This is a genomic window from Paraburkholderia sp. NPDC080076 (assembly GCF_050281145.1).
Lineage (GTDB): Bacteria > Pseudomonadota > Gammaproteobacteria > Burkholderiales > Burkholderiaceae > Paraburkholderia.
This window is the reverse complement of the sequence record NZ_JBNNWQ010000006.1, coordinates 153,728-170,853: the sequence shown is the minus strand read 5'-3', so window position 1 is coordinate 170,853 and position 17,126 is coordinate 153,728. Positions and strand designations below refer to the sequence as shown.

Below are 17,126 nucleotides of genomic sequence, written 5' to 3'. Positions count from 1 at the left end.
CGATGACGCAGGACATCCATCAACTGATCGCCCGCGCGCAGGCCGAATACGTGCGCTGTATCGACGATGGCGACCTCGGGCAGTGGCCCGAGTTCTTCACTACGTCGTGTGTGTATAGGGTCACGACCGCCGATAACCATCGCCGCGGCCTCGTGGGCAGCATGATCTACGCCGCCTCCCACGGGATGCTGGTCGACCGGGTCGCGTCGCTGCGCGACGCCAATATCTATGAACGGCACGTCTATCGTCATTTGCTCGGGCAGCCGTACCTGATCAGCGACGACGGCGCCGAGGCGCGCAGCGAAACCTCGTTCATGGTCGCGCGCGTCATGCGCGACGGGACCACCGACCTGTTCGCGACGGGCCGCTATTGCGACGTGTACGTGCGCGACGAGGCGGGCGTGCGGTTGCGCGAGCGCGTCGTCGTGTGCGACAGCTCGCGTATCGACACGCTGCTCGCGTTGCCGCTATGACGCCCGCGAGCCTGGCCGGGCGGGCGCGCGATGGCGTGGGCGGCCCGCACGGCATCGGTCCGGAGATCGCCGTCAACGCCACGTGGGCACGGGCGCACGAGCCGGCGTTGCATCCGCGCATCGTCCTGTTCGGCCACACGCGTGTCATCCGCAGGCATGCGCGGCGATGCGCACCCGAGGCGCTTGTGCGCGACACGCTGGCCGTCATTCGGCGGCGCTCTCGTCGGGTGTTTCCGTGATTCTTTCGAGGGTCGGTCACGACAGCGGTTTCGGCACACGTGGTCATGTAACGACGGGACACGATGCCGACGCCCATCGACTGATCCACCCCGAACTTCGCCCGACACCAGCTAACAACGCATGGAGGTCATATCTTGGATTTTCGTATTTCGGTCGCTGACAGCGACATAACGTTCCCGTGCGCGGCCGGTGAAACCGTCCTCGACGCGGCCGAACGCGCCGGCTATGCGGTGCCGTACTCGTGTCGCAAGGGCGTCTGCGCGTCCTGCGAAGGACGCCTCGTGGCGGGCCAGGGGCGTTCGCCGGTGCAGGGCGCAGTGGTGGCGCCGGCCGAGCGCGCGCTGCTGTGCTGCCTGCGCCCCGACACCGACCTGGCGATCGCGCCACGCCGCATCGACAAGCGCGACCTCGTCGCGCGCAGGACGCTCGAGGCCTCCGTGTACCGCATCACGCAGCCGGCCGCCGACGTCAGCATTCTGCAGTTGCGGCTGCCCGCGGGCGTGCGTGCGAAGTTCGGTGCCGGCCAATATCTGCAGGTCGAGCTGGAGGACGGTACGCGACGCAACTATTCGATGGCGAATGCGCCGCACGAAAACGACAGCGTGCAATTGCACGTGCGCCACGTGCCCGGCGGCCGTTTCTCCGAAGGCGCGCTCAGCCGCATGGCGAAGGGCGACAGGCTGCGCATTGAACTGCCGTTCGGAGAGTTCACGCTGCGCGAAGGGTCGGACAGGCCCGCCGTGTTGCTTGCGACAGGCACGGGGTTCGCGCCGGTGAAGTCGATCGTCGAGGACGCCATCAAGCGCAGGCTCGAACGGCCGCTGCATCTGTACTGGGGCGCGCGCCGCGCCGAAGACCTCTACCTCGCGGCACTCGCGCAGAAATGGCACGACAGTGGCCGGGTGAAGTTCGTGCCGGTGCTGTCCGAAGCCGACGAGGCGTGGACGGGGCGGCGCGGTTTCGTGCACGAGGCCGTGCTCGAAGACTTTGGCTCGCTCGCGGGATATGAAGTGTACGCATGCGGCAATCCGTCGATGACGAGCGCCGCGCGCGACACCTTCGTGAAGGCCGGCTTGCCCGAAGACGACTTCTTCAGCGACGCGTTCGTCCATACTGGCTGACGCGCCCGAATCAGTGCCCGCGTTGGTGGGCCTGATGGTCGGCTATCTGGCCGTCGCAGCGATGCGTTCGCGCGCTTCGATCTATTTCCCTTTTCGATAGGATGGCTACGACGCACGTTGTAAACCGCAATATCCACCCGAAGCCGTCAGTCCAAGGTCGTATCGTCCTTGGACATCTGAACCAGATTTTTCTCGATCTGGTGCGCGACCTTCCAGAACACCTGCATGTCCTGCGGGGAAACTCCGTCGAGCGAGGCTGAAAACATGTCCACGAGCTGCGGCAACATGTCGTCGACCAGGCGCCTACCCTCTTCCTTAAGACTGACGTAATACTTCCTTCGGTCTTTAGGATCTCGAATTCTTTGCACTAGCCCGCGCTTTTCCAGGTTGTCGAGTGCCGGCACTGCGGTCGTCGAGGCGATCCCCACTCGCTTACTTAATTCGAGCTGATTCAACTCGCCGCGCTCGGCCAGTACGCGGAGGTAATACCAATACGCAATGGCCAGGTTTTCTCTATCGAGAATTTTCTGACCCTGTGCATCATAGAGCCGGCGCACCGTCTTGGCCATCCACGGCACAGTTCGACCACGCTCATCAAATAGTTCGGGCGACAGCTTCGCGGCCGCCTCGCCTGGCGGCTCACGATCCAAACTTGCCTTGGCGACGCCGGGATTCGACTTGGGCATTTCCTCATTCCTTTATGTATGGGCAAACGGGGCCACGAATAGCAGTACTCAGGGCACCCCCACCATAGGAGCACTTGACTTTACTTATACCAAACAATATCATTCGATGTAGGTTTATTTTTATCGGTATCATTGCCCTACAAATGATCCGTTGCAGGTAAGATCATACAACGTGATCGATCGCTGCGTCGCACTGCTCCGCAAAATTCGCTCATCAAGGCGCAATTTGGAACAGTCTGGACCGACGTCGCGGACCGTTCCCGAAACACGGAGACAAAAGGTGGATCTAAAAATGAGAAAGACCCTATCGGCAACGACGCCTCGGATCAGCCCCGGTAGCCGGCTGGTCGACCGATGCCTGACCGGCAGTCGTTGCGTCCAATCAAAGCGCAGTTCTGCTCAGGGGTGACGTTCTCATGCAACGAAAAATCCTTGCACTTATCCTCTGGCTCATGCCGACCGTTCTGCGCATTGCGGCACGCAAATTTCCGTCCATGCGCGCCCATCTCGCCACAGGGAGCGGAGTCATCCAGCTACGGCTCAGAGACAACACTCTATCGAGGCAACTCCATTTCCGAAACGGCACCGTGTCGGGCAGCTGGGGTGTGAATCCCAAACCCGACGCCGAGCTCGTCTTCATGGATGTAGCAACAGCCCGCCAGATGCTCGCGCCGAATACCGATCATGCGTTCCTGATCGATGCGCTCAAGAACTTCAAGATCACGCAGGGCGGAAGCGACCAGAAGCTCGTGTGGTTCGGTCAACTCGTCAACACGATGAAGACGGCTGCGTGGCGCAAGGGCATGCCGATGAAGGACGGGACCACGCGTTACGTCACACTCACCAATGGCGGACCCGTGTTCGTCTTCGTCAAAGACGACAAGATCGTCCGCACCACGCCCATCGATCTCGAAGAGGAAGATGGGCCGAGCTGGAGTATCACGGCGAGAGGTCACCGGTTTTCGCCCGCACGGCGCGCGACGGTCAGCCCGCACGCGCTCTCCCTCAAATCGCTCGTGTACTCCGAAAAGCGCCTCCTCTATCCGATGAAGCGCGTCGACTTCGACCCGAATGGCGAACGCAATCCACAAAATCGCGGGATCTCGGGCTATGAACGCATCAGCTGGGACAAAGCCCTCGATATCGTCGCTGGAGAAATCCGTCGCATGAAGAAGGACTATGGCCCTGGAGCGATAGCCATGGTCACGGGCGCACATCACCAGTGGGGCAACATCAACTACTACCTGAGCGCGATGCTGCGCTTCGGCAACCTGATTGGCTTTACCCGCGTCGAACCGAGTCCGATCAGTTGGGAAGGCTGGTACTGGGGGGCCATGCATCACTACGGCAACAGCCTGCGTCTGGGCACGCCGAGCTTTTATGGCACGACCGAGGACTGTCTTCAGCATGCCGAGGTAATCGTGTTCTGGTCGAGCGATCCCGAATCGACCAGCGGCGTCTATGGTGGATTCGAAGGCACCGAGCGCCGGCTGTGGGCCAAGCACCTCGGTATTGAGTTCGTGCATATCGATCCGTATCTGACGCACTCCGCTCAGTTCCTTGGCGGAAAATGGCTGCCGATCAAACCTGGTACCGACTCGGCGCTCGCGATCGCGATCATGCATGAATGGATGATCAGTGGCAGCTACGATAAGGAATACGTAGCGTCAAAAACCACCGGCTTCGACGAATGGCGTGCCTACGTTCTCGGCGAAGAGGACGGCACACCGAAGACACCGGAGTGGCAGGAAGCCGAAACCGGTGTGCCAGCCAAGGACGTCCGCAGTCTGGCGCAGTTGTGGGCATCAAAGAAGACTTATCTCGCAGCGGGCGGTCTTGGCGCGGGCTTTGGTGGCGCATGCCGCACCGAGACAGGTGCTCAATGGGCCCGAAGCGTCGTCATGATGATGGCGATGCAGGGATGGGGGAAACCGGGGATCAACTTCGGCAATTTGCAGATCGGTGCCCCGCAGGACCTCAATTTTTACTTTCCCGGGTACGCCGAGGGCGGAATCTCGGGCGATCTGAACAACACCGCGAGCGCGGCCAACAACTACTGCCGCATGCCTCACGTCATCACGATCAACCCGGTGAAGCAGTCCGTTCCGCGTCAACGGCTTGCCGAAGCCATCGTGGAGGGACACGCGGAAGGCTACGCTTGGGACGGCTTCTCGATCGAGGGGCAATTTGCCGAATACTCGTATCCGAGGCCAGGCTATTCCCGCATCCACATGCTGTACCGCTATGGCTCGTCATCGTTCGGTACAACGCCGGGATCGAACAGGCTCGTCGAAGCGTATCGTCATTCATCGCTCGAATTTATCGTCAACCAGTCGATCTGGATGGAAAATGAGGCTCAGTTCGCAGACATCATTCTGCCTGCGTGTACCGCGCTCGAACGTGATGACATCTCCGAATGGGCCAACTGCGGCGGCTACATCCAGCATGCGCAGAGCCAGCTCAATCACCGTGTAGTGACCATGCAGCACAAATGCATTGAGCCCCTCGGCGAATCGAAGTCCGACTATCAGATCTTTCTGGACATCCTGACAAGGCTTGGATACGGCGGGATGTTCTCGGAAGGCGGTTGCTCCGAATTGGCCTGGTGCGAGCGGATGTTCAATTCAACGGACTTGCCCAAGCAGACCACCTGGAAGAAATTCCTGCAAAAAGGCTATCACGTCGTGCCGCCGCCGAAAGACGACGACAAGCCGCCTGTCGATATGCGCTGGTTTGCGGAAGGCCGTCCGAAGGATCTGCCGGAACCCAATCCGCTACCTGCCACGTATTCGATCGGCTTTGGCGACGGGCTGCCGACGCAGTCGGGCAAGTTCGAGTTCGTGCCGTCGAGCCTGCGCCGCATCGAACAGATTGATCCCGCGAGGCCGGCCGTCAACCGGTACATAAACCGCGCCAGCACCGTGAAACAATCGTTTCCGCTGCAGCTCGTGACCAACCATCCGGTCTACAGCTTCCATACGCATGCGGACGGGAAGAACAGTCACATCAGCATGATCGACGAACACCGGATGGAGGTCGGTGGATATCGATATTGGGTCCTGCGATTGAGTTCCCGGGATGCAGAAACTCGCGGTCTACAGCGTGGCAATCTGGTTCGGGTCTACAACTCGCAGGCGTCCGTCATCTGTGCCGTCGACGTTTCTCAGCTCGTCAAGGCGGGGGTGGCCCGCGGCAACGAGTCGTGTGCCGAGCTCGACATGATCGAGACTTCAATCGGCTTGGTCGATCGCGGAGGCTGTCTCAATCTCCTGACGCCAGGTGGAAAAATGAGTTCGACCGCGGACGGGATCATGCCAAATACTTGCTGGGTGGAGGTGGAAAAATGGGACTCAAAACTCGGGAAAGCAGCGTGAACGGCTGGGCGCTGGTCGTTGACGTTTCACTCTGCATCAATTGCAGAAACTGCGTCCTCGCAACCAAGGACGAGTACACCGGCAATGCCTTTCCGGGTTATTCCGCGCCTCATCCGCCGGAAGGCCTGGAAACGATCCGGATCGAACGCCACGTTCGCGGAGAGGGCTCGCTCGTCGATGTCACCTATATCCCGAAGACTTGCAATCACTGTGACAACGCACCCTGCGTCAAAGCGGCTTCCGACGGCGCGATCTACAAGCGTCCAGACGGCGTCGTCGTGATCGACCCGGTCAAGTCGCGTGGCCGGCGCGATCTGGTCGGGACATGCCCTTACGGCATGATCGAATGGAACGAACAGGAACAGGTACCGCAGAACTGGAACTTCGACGCTCACCTGCTCGACGCCGGCTGGAAAGAGCCGCGCTGCGCGCAAGCTTGTCCCACCAAGGCGATCCGTGCGTTGAATGTCGAGGACGCCCAATTGGCGGAAATGGTCGAGAAAGAGCACCTGTCAGTGATTCGCCCCGAGTTAGGCACCAAGCCGCGCGTCTTCTACAAGAATCTGGACGATGCGCTCAGCCATCTGGTGGCAGGCAACGTCTGCGAAGACTTGGGTGACGGCCAACTGCGCAATCTTGAGGGTGCCGAAGTTGTCCTGCGCGACTCCTCCGATGGAAGCGAACGCACAACCAGGACCGACCATTTCGGCGACTTCCGATTCTCTGGGCTGATTGCGCCGTCCTCGCGTATCGAGCTGCGGGTGACAAAGGATGGAACGGAAAAGGTCCTCGCTGCGAGAGACCGCACAGGAAGCGTCAACCTCGGCACGCTACTCTATTGAAATCAGGTCTCTAGAGTGAGCGCGAATCACATACACGATGTATAACGCTACGAAGAGACGCTGGGTCATGAGGTCGACGTTGGCATTATTGGTGCGGGCGCGGCTGGCATGGGTGCTGCGATCGTAGCGGAGAGCGACGGGCTCGAGCCTCTCCTGCTGGAGAAAACCAAGGGCCACCTCGCCCTCGACTATCAGTTGCGTCATTCCGAACTGGAAGTGGTCGCGCTGAACTACCCAGACTCTATCCCGAGCTGCCCGGTGGCACGTTCGGGCGCGCCCATGCGCTGCTCAGATTCGATGGTCGCCAGCTTGGCACTCATTTTAAGGACCTGCGTGCACCACTGCCGGCATTCGCGCCGTTCGGCGGGATGATGCTTGACCTGGTCGATCTCCTTCAATTTCTGTCTGTCACTCGGTCCGCACGCAAGCTCGTTCACGTGCTGAAGCGCTTAGCCTGCTATGGCGTCGATCGACTCAATCATCACCGCAGCACTCGACTCGCTGGCGGAAACGCGCTTATCGCCCGTTTGTACAAGACCCTACGCGATCGTCAGGTCGAGGTCTGGCTACAGGCATCCCGCGACCCGACTGATTACGGAAGACCGTAGGGTCGTAGGCGCGGAAGTGATTTGAAACCGACGTGTCATCCGTGTTCGTGCGCGCGGCGCTGTGGTGATAGCAACCGGCGGCTACCCGGGAAACGCTGACATGCGCCGCGAGCACTCCCGCAAGCCTACGGTCAATCTCAAACTTGGATTGATGAGCAACGCGGTTTCATCGCGGTCGGCAAGGATGGAAACCGCTTCACCAACGAGGCGGCTTCGTTCACGTGCCGCGCGCTGGCGGGCACGCTGCGCTGACGCTGGCCGGCGCGGCTCGAAACGGGATTCCTGGCCTGGAGCGGATCGCGGACGAGAACGACGTGCCGGGGCAGGCGCGCGTGGCAGCGCGCTGCCCCGAATGAGCTCAGGTGTAAGAATCAGATCTTGAAGCTTTCGAGGCTCGCAGGGTGAAACAGCTCGTGCGGCTGCAACCGGCGGCTGGAAAGCCCCTCCGCATAATGCTGGGCAAGGAAGCGATCGATGGTCTGCTCGTTTTCGGCAAATCCATACGACCAGAAATCGAAGCCCATCAGCTTGCGCGCTGCCCGCAACTGGTCTTCGACGAACGGCAAGGTCACTTTGGTCGCCCCGGTCTCGCTGAGCCGCGCGAGCGCGAGGGCCTTCGATTTCTCGAATGCCTTCACGAGTGCACCCGGCAGCCACGGATGCTGGTCGGCGAGCGTCTTTCTAACACCCAGCGTGTGCATGATCGGAAACAGCTTTGTGCGCGCATACCAATCGGCCGCAGTTTTGTGTGGATCGTCGAAGAGATACCGAACCTGCGGATGGCCCTGGTCAAAGCAGGAAGGCGCACGCGGACCGATGACGGCATCGATCTTCCCCGCCGCCAGAAGTCCGGAGATGGTTTCGCCTTCGGGGGCGTCTTCAAGCCTGATGTCACCAGGCAAGTTCAGCGCGATCTTCTCGACTCTGGCCGGATCTTCGTAGCCGCCGCGCACCCAGGTCACGTCCGATGCCTTGACCCCATACTCCTCCTCAAGAAAGAGACGGACCCAGACATTGGCGGTGAGCTGGTACTCGGGGACCCCAATGCGCTTGCCCTTCAGGTCTTCAGGCTTCTCGATCCCCCGGTCCGCTCGCACGTAGATCGACGTATGCCGGAACGCCCGCGACGGAAAGACCGGCACGGCAATATAAGACGAAGCGCCCGCGGCCGTCTTGACCGAGTAGCTGCTGAGCGAGAGCTCGCAGATGTCGTAGTCGGCGTGCCGAAACGCGCGAAAGAAGATCTCCTCAGGCTCCTGCAGCATGAAGACCGGATCTACGCCGTCGATCTGAACATCCCCATCGATCAGCGGCCGCATGCGGTCATAGTTGCCAACGGCGATAGACAGCCGAAGCTTTTGATTTCCCATTACCTCTTCTCCTTGTTGCGGAACAATCGAAACGAAAGTGTCAGCACGAGCCAGCCACGCGTACCCGGAGGCCGATTAAACCGGAATCACTTTATCCTATATCGCATGATCCTACTAAGAATTACATGTGTCAAGGATCGTGGAAGGTCATTGCCGGTCTCGTTTTCAGCCTGTGGGTGGATGCGCAGCATCCGGCGCGTTCACGTGCACCCTTGCCCAGGGACTTTCCCCAGGGGGCTTGACTTCGTTCATCCCGAAACACATGATTCGATATAAATCTATCTTGTAACTCATCGCTTCACTTAGGATCGCGTACCAATGCCGCTACAGGAGAGTCCATTTCCTGATCGGCCCATTTCCATCACTCATCCTTCACCCAAGGCGAGGATCACCATGTTCTTCAAGCTTCGCGTATTGCAGGCTGCAGTGCGAAAACTGCAAAGTCCGTTCGTTGCGCAAGAGACTCGGCGCGCTCATCAGTGCGGCCTCAAGAACCGGCGCGATCTTCGATACTGGCGAGGGAAGATGCTCGTCTCCATTGCGCAAATAAGCGCCGGCTTGCTTCTTTCCACGGGTTTGATCTGTACCGCTGCCAACGCGGCGGAAGATTCCATCACGAACCATCAAGGCGACATCACACCGATGTGCGGCGCGAAGCCGATGATCGTCGGCGTGTCAGACGGCTACGGCGGTAATACGTGGCGCAAGACCGGCCTCGCGGAAGTCAAGGACGAGCTCAGCCGGTGCAAGAACGTCACACGGGTCATCTACAGCAATGCCAACGGCGATCCACAGAAGGCGAATTCCGACATCAACAGCATGGTCGCGCAGGGCATCAACGTCCTCATTCTTCTTCCTGACTTCGGCGCGGTTCAGCTTCCCGCAATGCGGGCCGCCATGAAAGCGGGCGTCGCGGTTGTCCCGTACTCGGCTCAAATGGCTGGCGTACCAGGCCGTGACTACGTCGTCAACGTGGTGGGCAATACGCAGCAGATCGGTGTCATGTGGGCTGACTGGCTGGGAACCACACTCAAGAAGGGAAATGTAGTGTTCATGGGTGGATCGCCCGGAGCGACCACCTCCCAAAACTTCATGGACGGTCTGAGAAGCGGACTCAAGAAGTACCCGGGTCTGAAGTTGCTCAACGAGCAGTACATCGTGACGAATTGGAATCCCGTCGACGCTCAGAAGGCCACGGTCGGTCTCATCGCGCAGTATCCGAAGATCGACGCCATCGTGACGGATGGCGGCGAAACCGCGCTGGCCGCCGTAAAGGCATTCGAACAGGCTCACCTTCCGGTCCCCGCCATCGCGACGATTGCAAGCGACAACCAGGTGAACTGCCATTTTGTCGCGGCGAAACAGTCGGGCAAGCCATATCCCTATTACACACTCGACGGTACGACGACTTACGTGCGTTTTGCGGTACGCCAGGGCGTCGCTGCCTACCAAGGAACCGTCAACAAGGAATCCCCTTCGATCCTTCCGTTCCCGTATGCGGACAGCGCGAAGGGGCTCGACCCGAAGTGCGATCCCGCGGCACCGCCGGATGCCGACCTCACCTCCGCGCTCCCGCCGGAAAAGCTGAAGGCCGTGTTCGAGCATTGATAGCTGATTAGAGTCCTGAACGAACAGCATTCACTGCTGCAGATCGATGAGGTGACGACGATCTTTCCCGGCGTGCGGGCAGTTGACAACGTTACCCTGTCGGAGAAAACGGCGCGGGCAAATTCACCCTCATGGCTGTGGCTTCGGGCGCCCTCGTCGCTGACGGCGGGCGCGTCGTCATCAATGACGAGCAAACCTCAGGTAACACCGAACCGGCGCACGCCACCGTATTCGCGAAGCGCAAAAGATCGCCAACCGCATCACGGTGCTTCGCGATGGCAAGGACAGGGACCGGCAATGTCCCGGTCAGTGTTCCATGCCTCATCCAGCGAATTTCGCATGCGCAATTGATCCGCGTGCCTTCCAAGGTATTAATCGCTTGCGCTCTCGTGGCGACGGCATCCGTCGTCGCCCGCACGACCGCGTCGGGCGCAAATTCGTTCCGCGACAACGGTGGCTTTAGGTACGCGCGACGTGTGCGCCGAGAGCCTGGTGGATGTGAGCATCGCGGGGGCCCGACTACGTCACCCAACGTCGGACGGTAGTTCGGCGAAACAATCTTCGATTCGGCAACACCCTGCAGTATGCACACAGACGGTTCCCGAGGATCTTCTGCGCTTCACGGCCGTAGAAACGGTGAAGCGTTCGCGTCAACCACGGCAAGCTTCTGTCACGGTCATCGACGACCTCCATTCCTCAACAAATGCTCACCGACAGGCGGCACAGGACCGTCGCCCACACGCCGTTCATCAGGGCATTCCCTGGGGTCCTTGACTTATTTCATTCTATGACGCATGATTCTATATAAATCGATTGATTACGGAATCATCTTAGCAAAACCGATTTAGTTACGAGAGTGACCAGCTCCTTGCATCCCTGCGTTTCTTACCGCGTAGGGGTCGCAGGGGCAGAAGCGGACTCGAGGATCTCGAATGTGTGGATATGGACGTGGTGAGGAGGTCGCCGTGGTGTGCAAGCGCTCCAGCCGGGGTTCGGGTCTCCCCTCCAACGACGTGCGGCTCGAAGCGCCTATGCGGGCAATCCGGGAAGCCTCCACGCAGCGCAAAACGTTTCGCGTCTCGCGCAAGGCGGATACGGGCCGCGGCTTCTCGGGATCGACCCGCCAGAACCTCTCAAATTGATTGCCGTGGGTTCGTAAGATTTGCGAACCTAAATTCACTACCTGTGTTGAGGATCATCATGACCGAAAAACTGCCACTCTGGGAAGCCGCCAAACGCGAATTGGAGGAGTACCAGTTTATTGCAGGGGCCGAGTTGCAGCCCAAGTGGAACGTGTCGGAGAAGGTCGCAATCAACGCCGCGGTTTCCGGCCGCTTTGAAGACACGTCGTCCTTCCAGGCGTACGTGGATGAAGCGACCAGCGTAATCGAGGCCGGTGCTTGCGGCGTTCACATCGACTTCTCATTCATGACCGACGCGCAGGGGCGCCGCATGGATCGCGACATCCTGCCGGTCGAAGCGTACAAGCAGGTTATCGAGCCGCTGCGCGCCCGCTTCGGCAACGATTTCGTGCCGAACGTGAACGTGCTGAACGGCACGACGTTCGATATGTGCCTGAGTCCCGCTCGCGAAGGCCTGACCGAAGTCGCACCCTGCGCGCCGGGCCATCCGGAAGCCTTCGCGTTGCCTGCCGTCATGACGCTCGAGGAAGTAGGGGTCAAGCCCGAGCTGGCGGTCCACAGCTCCGGCGAAATCGAGCTTGCCAAGCGCAAGCTGATCGATACCGGCATCCTCAAGAAGCCGTACAACTGGCTGATCCTCTACGGTCTGCCGTTCAATGTCGGCCGCACGCTGGTGTCGGGCACTTGGGTTAGCGACGCCCAGGACATGACGCAACACATGTTCCTGATGGTCGACCAGATTCGCAAGATCGATCCGACCTCGGTTATCAGCGTCTGCGCGGCTGGCCGCGCATCGCTCTATATGACCACCCTCGCCACCATGATGGGTCTGCATATCCGCGTCGGCACGGAAGACACGCCGTGGAAATACCCGAACAGCGACGAGCGCCTCAAGAGCAATCTCGAGATGTTCAAGATGGCGAAAGACATTGCCGCCCTGCTCGGCCGCAAGCCGGCAACGGCCAATGAATACCGGGAACTGATCGGCAAGCCGGCCCGAACTTAAAGGGATCGCGCGGCCATGGCCGCGCAAGCGGACAGCGGCGCAGGCACAACGGGAGTAGGTGTTCGGATGCAAAGATCAACGCAGACGAAGCCCGCTTCGCATAGCCGACACCGCTGTACCGCGTTGCACACGGGGCGAGGTCCTCGTGACTTAGGAAGGAGGTCGCCAGGTCCTCGTAGATGAACACGCACGCGACCGGTGATGGCTTCCGGGTAGTGAAATCCTGCTCTGATTGGCGAGCAACTTCGCGCTCAGACCGGCAAGCATGATGAATAGAATACGTGATGCAGAAAAGTGCGATCCGGCTACGTCGGACGCGCGGAGGTCGCGAGTCCGTTGCCCATTCGGCGTCTTCGGGATGGCTTGCGCATGAAGGGTTGTGCAGCTAGAAGCCCTGCCCAGGAAACACATGGCGGGCGCAGTATCAGGTCTATTGCGGATGTGAGCGTTCGAGAGCAAAAGGAGAGTGACAAATGAGTGGCAAGCCGCATGATGCAGGCTCCCCGCCGGTGCAACTCTGGAGCCGTGACGGATTTCAGGGGGCGCTGTCAGTTGTGACCCGGCCGACCTACGCGCCTGATTTTCTTTCCGTGCAGGGCCCGCACGCACCGCGGCGAGCCGTCCTTGAGCGCTTGACGCCTGACGATCAGGACGACCCCGAGGCGCTTCCGACCACCGTGGCGACTTCCCGGCTCGGCGTCAGACTGCATGTGTCGGGACGGCGCAAGCCCATGCCGTATGTGGTGCGCAACGTCGAAGCGGACGAGATTCATTTCATCCAGTCCGGCACGGTCAGGTTCGAAACGGACGTGGGCTGTCTCACGGCGACGGAAGGGGACTTCGTCTGCATTCCCCGATCCGTCGCGTACCGCTATGCACCGACGGGCGATGCCATGCGAAGCCTCATCGTCGAGAGTCCCGCGGCCCTGAAGCTCGCGCCGCCCGCGCCAAGTGGCCTGCTCAACGTTGCACGCGATCTGAAGTTCGCCGAGATCGACGCCAGCATGCCGGCCGGCGGCCCGACGCGGCTGGTGCTGAAAACCCTCGACACCGAGAACACGGTGTTCACGATGTCGCATGATCCGCTCGCGCTCGGCATGCGCCTGTCGGAGTCCGTCCCGGTGTGGAAGCTTAATCTGGCCAATATCCAGGTTCACGCCTACCTGCCTGAGGGCGGTCCGCCGAGCCAGTTTCTGTCATCAGGCACGGGCGACATTCTGATGTTCAACCTCAGTGCGCGCCCCGGGGGGCGGCCACCGGTTCACATCAACGCCGATTTCGACGAGGTGATCTGTTACGTGCGAGGCCCGGGGGCCTGGGGCGGTTGCACGGAACCCGGCACGTTGACCTGTGTGCCAAAGGGGGTCATCCACCACGGGCCGTCGGAGGACGTTCCTGAGGGCTATCAGGCCTGGTTGCTGGAAACACGCGCGACCCTGCGTTGGACACCGAAGGCCCTCGCCGCTTCGGAGCTGATGGAGACGGGACAATACCGGCCGCATCCGAGTACGGTGAAGTGACCGCTGGCGTATTCCGACTCGGCCGTCAGGTTACATTCCGGATTTGCTAGTGGATCGCGCTCGCGGTCGGTTTCAATCCACTCACCCAACGGCGTGGCACCGATTTGCTTCAGCCCCGACGGTTCAATCAAGGAGACCCAAGTTGGATGCGAAACTTCAGCAGCTACTGGATGAAGCGGAGATTCGCCGCGTTCATATCCGCTATTGCCGCGGCATCGATCGGATGGACTGGGACCTCGTGCGGTCGTGTTATCACCCGGATGCGATCGACAGGCACGGCGTGTACAACGGAGGTGTCGAAGGTTTTATCGACTGGGCAGCCGAGTTGTTGCCGAACTTCGAATCGACGCAGCACTTCACCGGCAATCAGTATGTCGAGGTCCACGGCGATGTGGCGTTCGCGGAACACTATGCGCAGGCAAGCCACCGCACGAAACCCGATGGCGACAAGCCTGCGATGGATTGGGTGGTGAACATTCGCTACGTGGACCGCATGGAGCGGCGAAACGGTGAATGGCGAATTGCCGATCGTGTGGTCGTGCTCGACTCCCAGCGATCGGACCCGGTTCCAGGAGATCTGGCACCGCTCGAAAATTCCAATGTTGGACGCCGTGACAAGGAAGACCCATCGTACAAATACCAGATCGTATGAGGGAAGCGGCCGGTGTCTGTGGCCGGTTCCAGAGAGCCAACCTGAGAGATCAGGCGCTCAAGGTTACTGCAGTTACCTAAACGTTAGAGGAAGCAATGGAAGGGAAATATCGTGTCGGTATCGTCGGCCTGAGCCCAGGACGCGGTTGGGCGGCGACAGCCCATATTCCGGCCTTGCGGGCCTTGTCCGACGTCTTCGAGCTCGCAGGCGTGGCGAATACGAGCCTCGCGAGTGCGCAGGCCGCAGCCTCCGCGTTCGGCATTCCGCGGGCATTCGAAAGTGCCGCTGCGCTGGCCGCATCGCCGGACATCGATATCGTCGTCGTCACCGTCAAGGTTCAGCACCACAAGGAAGTCGTCACGGCAGCCCTGCAGGCGGGCAAGAGCCTATACAGCGAATGGCCGCTCGGCAATGGGTTCGAAGAAACTATCGCGCTTGCCGAACTCGCGCGCGAGAAAAAGGCTTTGGCCGTCGTTGGCGCACAGGCGATCGCCTCCCCCGAAGTGCAGTTCATGCGCAAGCTCGTCGCGGGCGGCAAGATCGGCGATGTCCTGTCTTCGACGTACGTCGGATCGGGTTTCAGCTGGGGCGACGACATCCTGCAGGGCGACGCATACGCCATGGACAACCAGAACGGCGCCACACTGCTTTCCGTGATCGGTGGGCACGCGATTTCGGCGATTGATGCCGTCCTCGGCGACATCGAACAGATCGGCGCGGTGCTCTCGCAACGCAGACAAACCGCGCGGGTCATCGAGACGGGCGAAACCGTCGAGATGAAAACGCCCGATCACCTCATGGCGAACGCCGTTTTGCGCTCCGGAGCGCCGCTGTCGTTGCAAATCCGCGGTGGCGTGCCGCGCGGGACGAAGCTGCTGTGGGAGATCAACGGAAGCGAGGGCGATCTACGCGTCACCGCGAGGAATGAATATGTCCCGGCGGTCAACATCTCGCCCTTGCGCGTCGAGTTCGGACGCAAAGGCGAGAACGGCTACGAGGAACTCGACATCCCGGATCCGTTCCCGATCGATGCCGACGATGCCGTTGCAGCGCGCAATGTCGCCGGCGTCTATCGGTTGATCGCCGATGATCTGCGCGATGGCACTCGCACGGCGCCCAGCTTCGATCATGCGCGCGCACTTCACAAAGTGCTCCATGCAATCGAGCAGTCGAGTGAAACGGGCAATCGGGTCAGGGTGAGCAAGTAGCAAGTGTGTGCGGCTCTCGTATGCGCCGCACACGCACTTGAAGCGTGAAGACACGCGTGTACAGTGCCTCATCCTGTCCATGCTCGGCCGGGGCCGCGAGCGGAACGCTGCAAGCAGGTTGCAGGCGATGGTCCTGACTGGCCTCGCGGCGGACGCGAACGTCCTTTTGGTGCACGAGGCCGGTCAGTTGGTCGTAGTCACGCGATCAAGGCGAGCGTGTTAAGGAGAAGATGATGGCTAGCGCAGGAAAGTCGTTACGCTCGATGGTGGAACACTGGCTTGCTCCTACCTCGATGGACATCGTGCATGTGGTCGAATTCAAGAACCGGCGTGCAACGCGGCAATGCTATGTGTGCGTCGAAGCACGCAGGGCCGCCGGTACCGCAGCATTGTTCTTCTTTCGCCACAAGGACGGACTCTGGTGTATTTTTCCGCCGAGCCGGGAGCGCCCGACGATGCGCGTGGTGTGAGCGCGCCGCCGCTCTCCGCACGCCGATCAGCAATGTCCCCACGACATCGTTGTTGTGCCAACGACCGGCCGGCGGCTAATCGATCACGGAGTCGCTCTGAGACATCTGAATCAGGTTCGATTCGATCTGGTGCATGACCTTCCAGAAGACACGCATGTCCTTCTGCGAGATTCCGTCGAGCGACTCCGAAATCATGTCAGTCAGATCGGGCAGCAATTCGTCGACGAGACGCTTGCCTTCTTCCTGTAGCATGACGAAATACTTTCGCCTGTCGTTTGGATCGCGGACTCTCTTCACCAGGCCGCGCTTCTCCAGATAGTCGAGGGCGGGGACCGCGGTCGTCGACGCGATGCCTACGCGCTTACTGAGCTCGAGTTGATTGACCTCGCCGCGTTCGGCCAGCACGCGAAGGTAGTACCAGTACGCAATCGGAATAGTTTCCCTGTCGAGGATCTTCTGCCCCTGGGCATCGTAGAGCCGGTGTACCGTTCGCGCGATCCATGGAACGGTTCTGCCACGATCATCAAAAACGTCTGATGCTCTCTTCGCTGTCGCCTCGACTAATTTGGGAGCGCTCGGGGCTGCCTTGATTGCAGATGAATTGGATTTGGGCATTCACTCATTCCTCACCATGGGATCGAGCCATCGGTCGGTGCTACCTGTTCAAAATGGATTCAACCAAAACGAAATGATACAGCAGGATTAACACCGCCTCTATGGACACCGAGGCGAGAAACGGCTTCGGTTGCGGCAAGCGGTACACCTGCAGGTCCTGAGCGTCTCGGTTGACAGGACGGCCGCATCAA

At 60.3% G+C, this 17,126-nt stretch carries 15 protein-coding genes; 12 read left to right on the top strand and 3 right to left on the bottom strand.

Features of this window, described 5'->3' with window-relative positions; all coding sequences use genetic code 11:
• Positions 1 to 2: 2 nt before the first annotated feature.
• The 3 genes from ACQKRQ_RS24625 (at position 3) to ACQKRQ_RS24615 (ending at position 1,834) form a co-directional block, all read left to right on the top strand.
• Entirely contained in the window at positions 3 to 473 is a 471-nt protein-coding gene (locus tag ACQKRQ_RS24625) for an aromatic-ring-hydroxylating dioxygenase subunit beta (RefSeq protein ID WP_427480001.1), read from the top strand.
• Positions 470 to 712: a hypothetical protein gene (locus ACQKRQ_RS24620; protein ID WP_427480000.1), complete on the top strand. Its 243-nt coding sequence runs from the start codon at positions 470 to 472 to the stop codon at positions 710 to 712. Before ACQKRQ_RS24625 ends, ACQKRQ_RS24620 begins: the two co-directional genes overlap by 4 nt.
• Before the next feature lie 135 nt (positions 713 to 847).
• The gene (locus ACQKRQ_RS24615) at positions 848 to 1,834 is read left to right on the top strand and encodes a 2Fe-2S iron-sulfur cluster-binding protein (RefSeq protein ID WP_427479998.1); all 987 of its coding nucleotides are present in this window, start codon (positions 848 to 850) and stop codon (positions 1,832 to 1,834) included.
• Between the two features lie 146 nt (positions 1,835 to 1,980).
• Here ACQKRQ_RS24615 and ACQKRQ_RS24610 read toward each other — a convergent pair whose 3' ends face one another.
• On the bottom strand, positions 1,981 to 2,520 hold the full coding sequence (locus ACQKRQ_RS24610; protein WP_427479996.1) for a MarR family winged helix-turn-helix transcriptional regulator: 540 nt from the start codon (positions 2,518 to 2,520) through the stop codon (positions 1,981 to 1,983).
• A 416-nt stretch (positions 2,521 to 2,936) separates the two neighbouring features.
• Between ACQKRQ_RS24610 and ACQKRQ_RS24605 the strand changes: the two genes are divergently transcribed.
• The 3 genes from ACQKRQ_RS24605 to ACQKRQ_RS24595 all read left to right on the top strand — a co-directional run bounded on the left by ACQKRQ_RS24605 (position 2,937) and on the right by ACQKRQ_RS24595 (position 7,108).
• The gene (locus tag ACQKRQ_RS24605) at positions 2,937 to 5,894 is read left to right on the top strand and encodes a molybdopterin-dependent oxidoreductase (protein ID WP_427479994.1); all 2,958 of its coding nucleotides are present in this window, start codon (positions 2,937 to 2,939) and stop codon (positions 5,892 to 5,894) included.
• Entirely contained in the window at positions 5,864 to 6,736 is an 873-nt protein-coding gene (locus ACQKRQ_RS24600) for a 4Fe-4S dicluster domain-containing protein (protein WP_427479993.1), read from the top strand. The genes ACQKRQ_RS24605 and ACQKRQ_RS24600 overlap by 31 nt, the downstream gene beginning before the upstream one ends.
• Before the next feature lie 108 nt (positions 6,737 to 6,844).
• Positions 6,845 to 7,108 (top strand): hypothetical protein, encoded by a 264-nt coding sequence (locus ACQKRQ_RS24595; protein WP_427479991.1) that lies wholly within the window; start codon positions 6,845 to 6,847, stop codon positions 7,106 to 7,108.
• Between the two features lie 607 nt (positions 7,109 to 7,715).
• Here the strand turns inward: ACQKRQ_RS24595 and ACQKRQ_RS24590 are convergent.
• Positions 7,716 to 8,714 (bottom strand): ABC transporter substrate-binding protein, encoded by a 999-nt coding sequence (locus tag ACQKRQ_RS24590; RefSeq protein WP_427479989.1) that lies wholly within the window; start codon positions 8,712 to 8,714, stop codon positions 7,716 to 7,718.
• A gap of 318 nt (positions 8,715 to 9,032) precedes the next feature.
• Between ACQKRQ_RS24590 and ACQKRQ_RS24585 the strand changes: the two genes are divergently transcribed.
• From ACQKRQ_RS24585 to ACQKRQ_RS24560, 6 genes are all read left to right on the top strand, one after another.
• A complete protein-coding gene (locus ACQKRQ_RS24585) occupies positions 9,033 to 10,322 on the top strand; it encodes a substrate-binding domain-containing protein (protein ID WP_427479988.1) in 1,290 nt (429 codons plus the stop codon).
• A 1,200-nt stretch (positions 10,323 to 11,522) separates the two neighbouring features.
• Positions 11,523 to 12,470, top strand: a complete 948-nt coding sequence (locus ACQKRQ_RS24580) for a 3-keto-5-aminohexanoate cleavage protein (protein WP_427479986.1) — start codon at positions 11,523 to 11,525, stop codon at positions 12,468 to 12,470.
• Between the two features lie 473 nt (positions 12,471 to 12,943).
• Positions 12,944 to 13,990, top strand: a complete 1,047-nt coding sequence (locus tag ACQKRQ_RS24575; RefSeq protein ID WP_427479984.1) for a cupin domain-containing protein — start codon at positions 12,944 to 12,946, stop codon at positions 13,988 to 13,990.
• Between the two features lie 142 nt (positions 13,991 to 14,132).
• Positions 14,133 to 14,642, top strand: a complete 510-nt coding sequence (locus tag ACQKRQ_RS24570; protein ID WP_132379622.1) for a nuclear transport factor 2 family protein — start codon at positions 14,133 to 14,135, stop codon at positions 14,640 to 14,642.
• Positions 14,643 to 14,737: 95 nt separating this feature from the next.
• Positions 14,738 to 15,850 carry a Gfo/Idh/MocA family protein gene (locus ACQKRQ_RS24565; RefSeq protein ID WP_427479982.1) on the top strand — a complete coding sequence of 371 codons (1,113 nt, stop codon included), beginning with the start codon at positions 14,738 to 14,740 and terminating at the stop codon, positions 15,848 to 15,850.
• Between the two features lie 233 nt (positions 15,851 to 16,083).
• Complete coding sequence (locus ACQKRQ_RS24560) at positions 16,084 to 16,320, top strand: hypothetical protein (protein WP_207915738.1); 237 nt, start codon at positions 16,084 to 16,086, stop codon at positions 16,318 to 16,320.
• Between the two features lie 75 nt (positions 16,321 to 16,395).
• On the opposite strand, the gene ACQKRQ_RS24555 is transcribed toward ACQKRQ_RS24560, so the two are convergent.
• Positions 16,396 to 16,935: a MarR family winged helix-turn-helix transcriptional regulator gene (locus ACQKRQ_RS24555; protein ID WP_132379628.1), complete on the bottom strand. Its 540-nt coding sequence runs from the start codon at positions 16,933 to 16,935 to the stop codon at positions 16,396 to 16,398.
• Between the last annotated feature and the right edge of the window lie 191 nt (positions 16,936 to 17,126).

Excerpts from the sequence above, each read along its gene's own strand:
- ACQKRQ_RS24625 (WP_427480001.1), top strand. The coding sequence starts at position 3 with ATGACGCAGGACATCCATCAACTGATCGCCCGCGCGCAGGCCGAATAC.
- ACQKRQ_RS24620 (WP_427480000.1), top strand. The coding sequence starts at position 470 with ATGACGCCCGCGAGCCTGGCCGGGCGGGCGCGCGATGGCGTGGGCGGC.
- ACQKRQ_RS24610 (WP_427479996.1), bottom strand. The coding sequence starts at position 2,520 with ATGCCCAAGTCGAATCCCGGCGTCGCCAAGGCAAGTTTGGATCGTGAG.
- ACQKRQ_RS24605 (WP_427479994.1), top strand. The coding sequence starts at position 2,937 with ATGCAACGAAAAATCCTTGCACTTATCCTCTGGCTCATGCCGACCGTT.
- ACQKRQ_RS24600 (WP_427479993.1), top strand. The coding sequence starts at position 5,864 with ATGGGACTCAAAACTCGGGAAAGCAGCGTGAACGGCTGGGCGCTGGTC.
- ACQKRQ_RS24595 (WP_427479991.1), top strand. The coding sequence starts at position 6,845 with ATGGGTGCTGCGATCGTAGCGGAGAGCGACGGGCTCGAGCCTCTCCTG.
- ACQKRQ_RS24590 (WP_427479989.1), bottom strand. The coding sequence starts at position 8,714 with ATGGGAAATCAAAAGCTTCGGCTGTCTATCGCCGTTGGCAACTATGAC.
- ACQKRQ_RS24585 (WP_427479988.1), top strand. The coding sequence starts at position 9,033 with ATGCCGCTACAGGAGAGTCCATTTCCTGATCGGCCCATTTCCATCACT.
- ACQKRQ_RS24580 (WP_427479986.1), top strand. The coding sequence starts at position 11,523 with ATGACCGAAAAACTGCCACTCTGGGAAGCCGCCAAACGCGAATTGGAG.
- ACQKRQ_RS24575 (WP_427479984.1), top strand. The coding sequence starts at position 12,944 with ATGAGTGGCAAGCCGCATGATGCAGGCTCCCCGCCGGTGCAACTCTGG.
- ACQKRQ_RS24565 (WP_427479982.1), top strand. The coding sequence starts at position 14,738 with ATGGAAGGGAAATATCGTGTCGGTATCGTCGGCCTGAGCCCAGGACGC.
- ACQKRQ_RS24560 (WP_207915738.1), top strand. The coding sequence starts at position 16,084 with ATGGCTAGCGCAGGAAAGTCGTTACGCTCGATGGTGGAACACTGGCTT.
- ACQKRQ_RS24555 (WP_132379628.1), bottom strand. The coding sequence starts at position 16,935 with ATGCCCAAATCCAATTCATCTGCAATCAAGGCAGCCCCGAGCGCTCCC.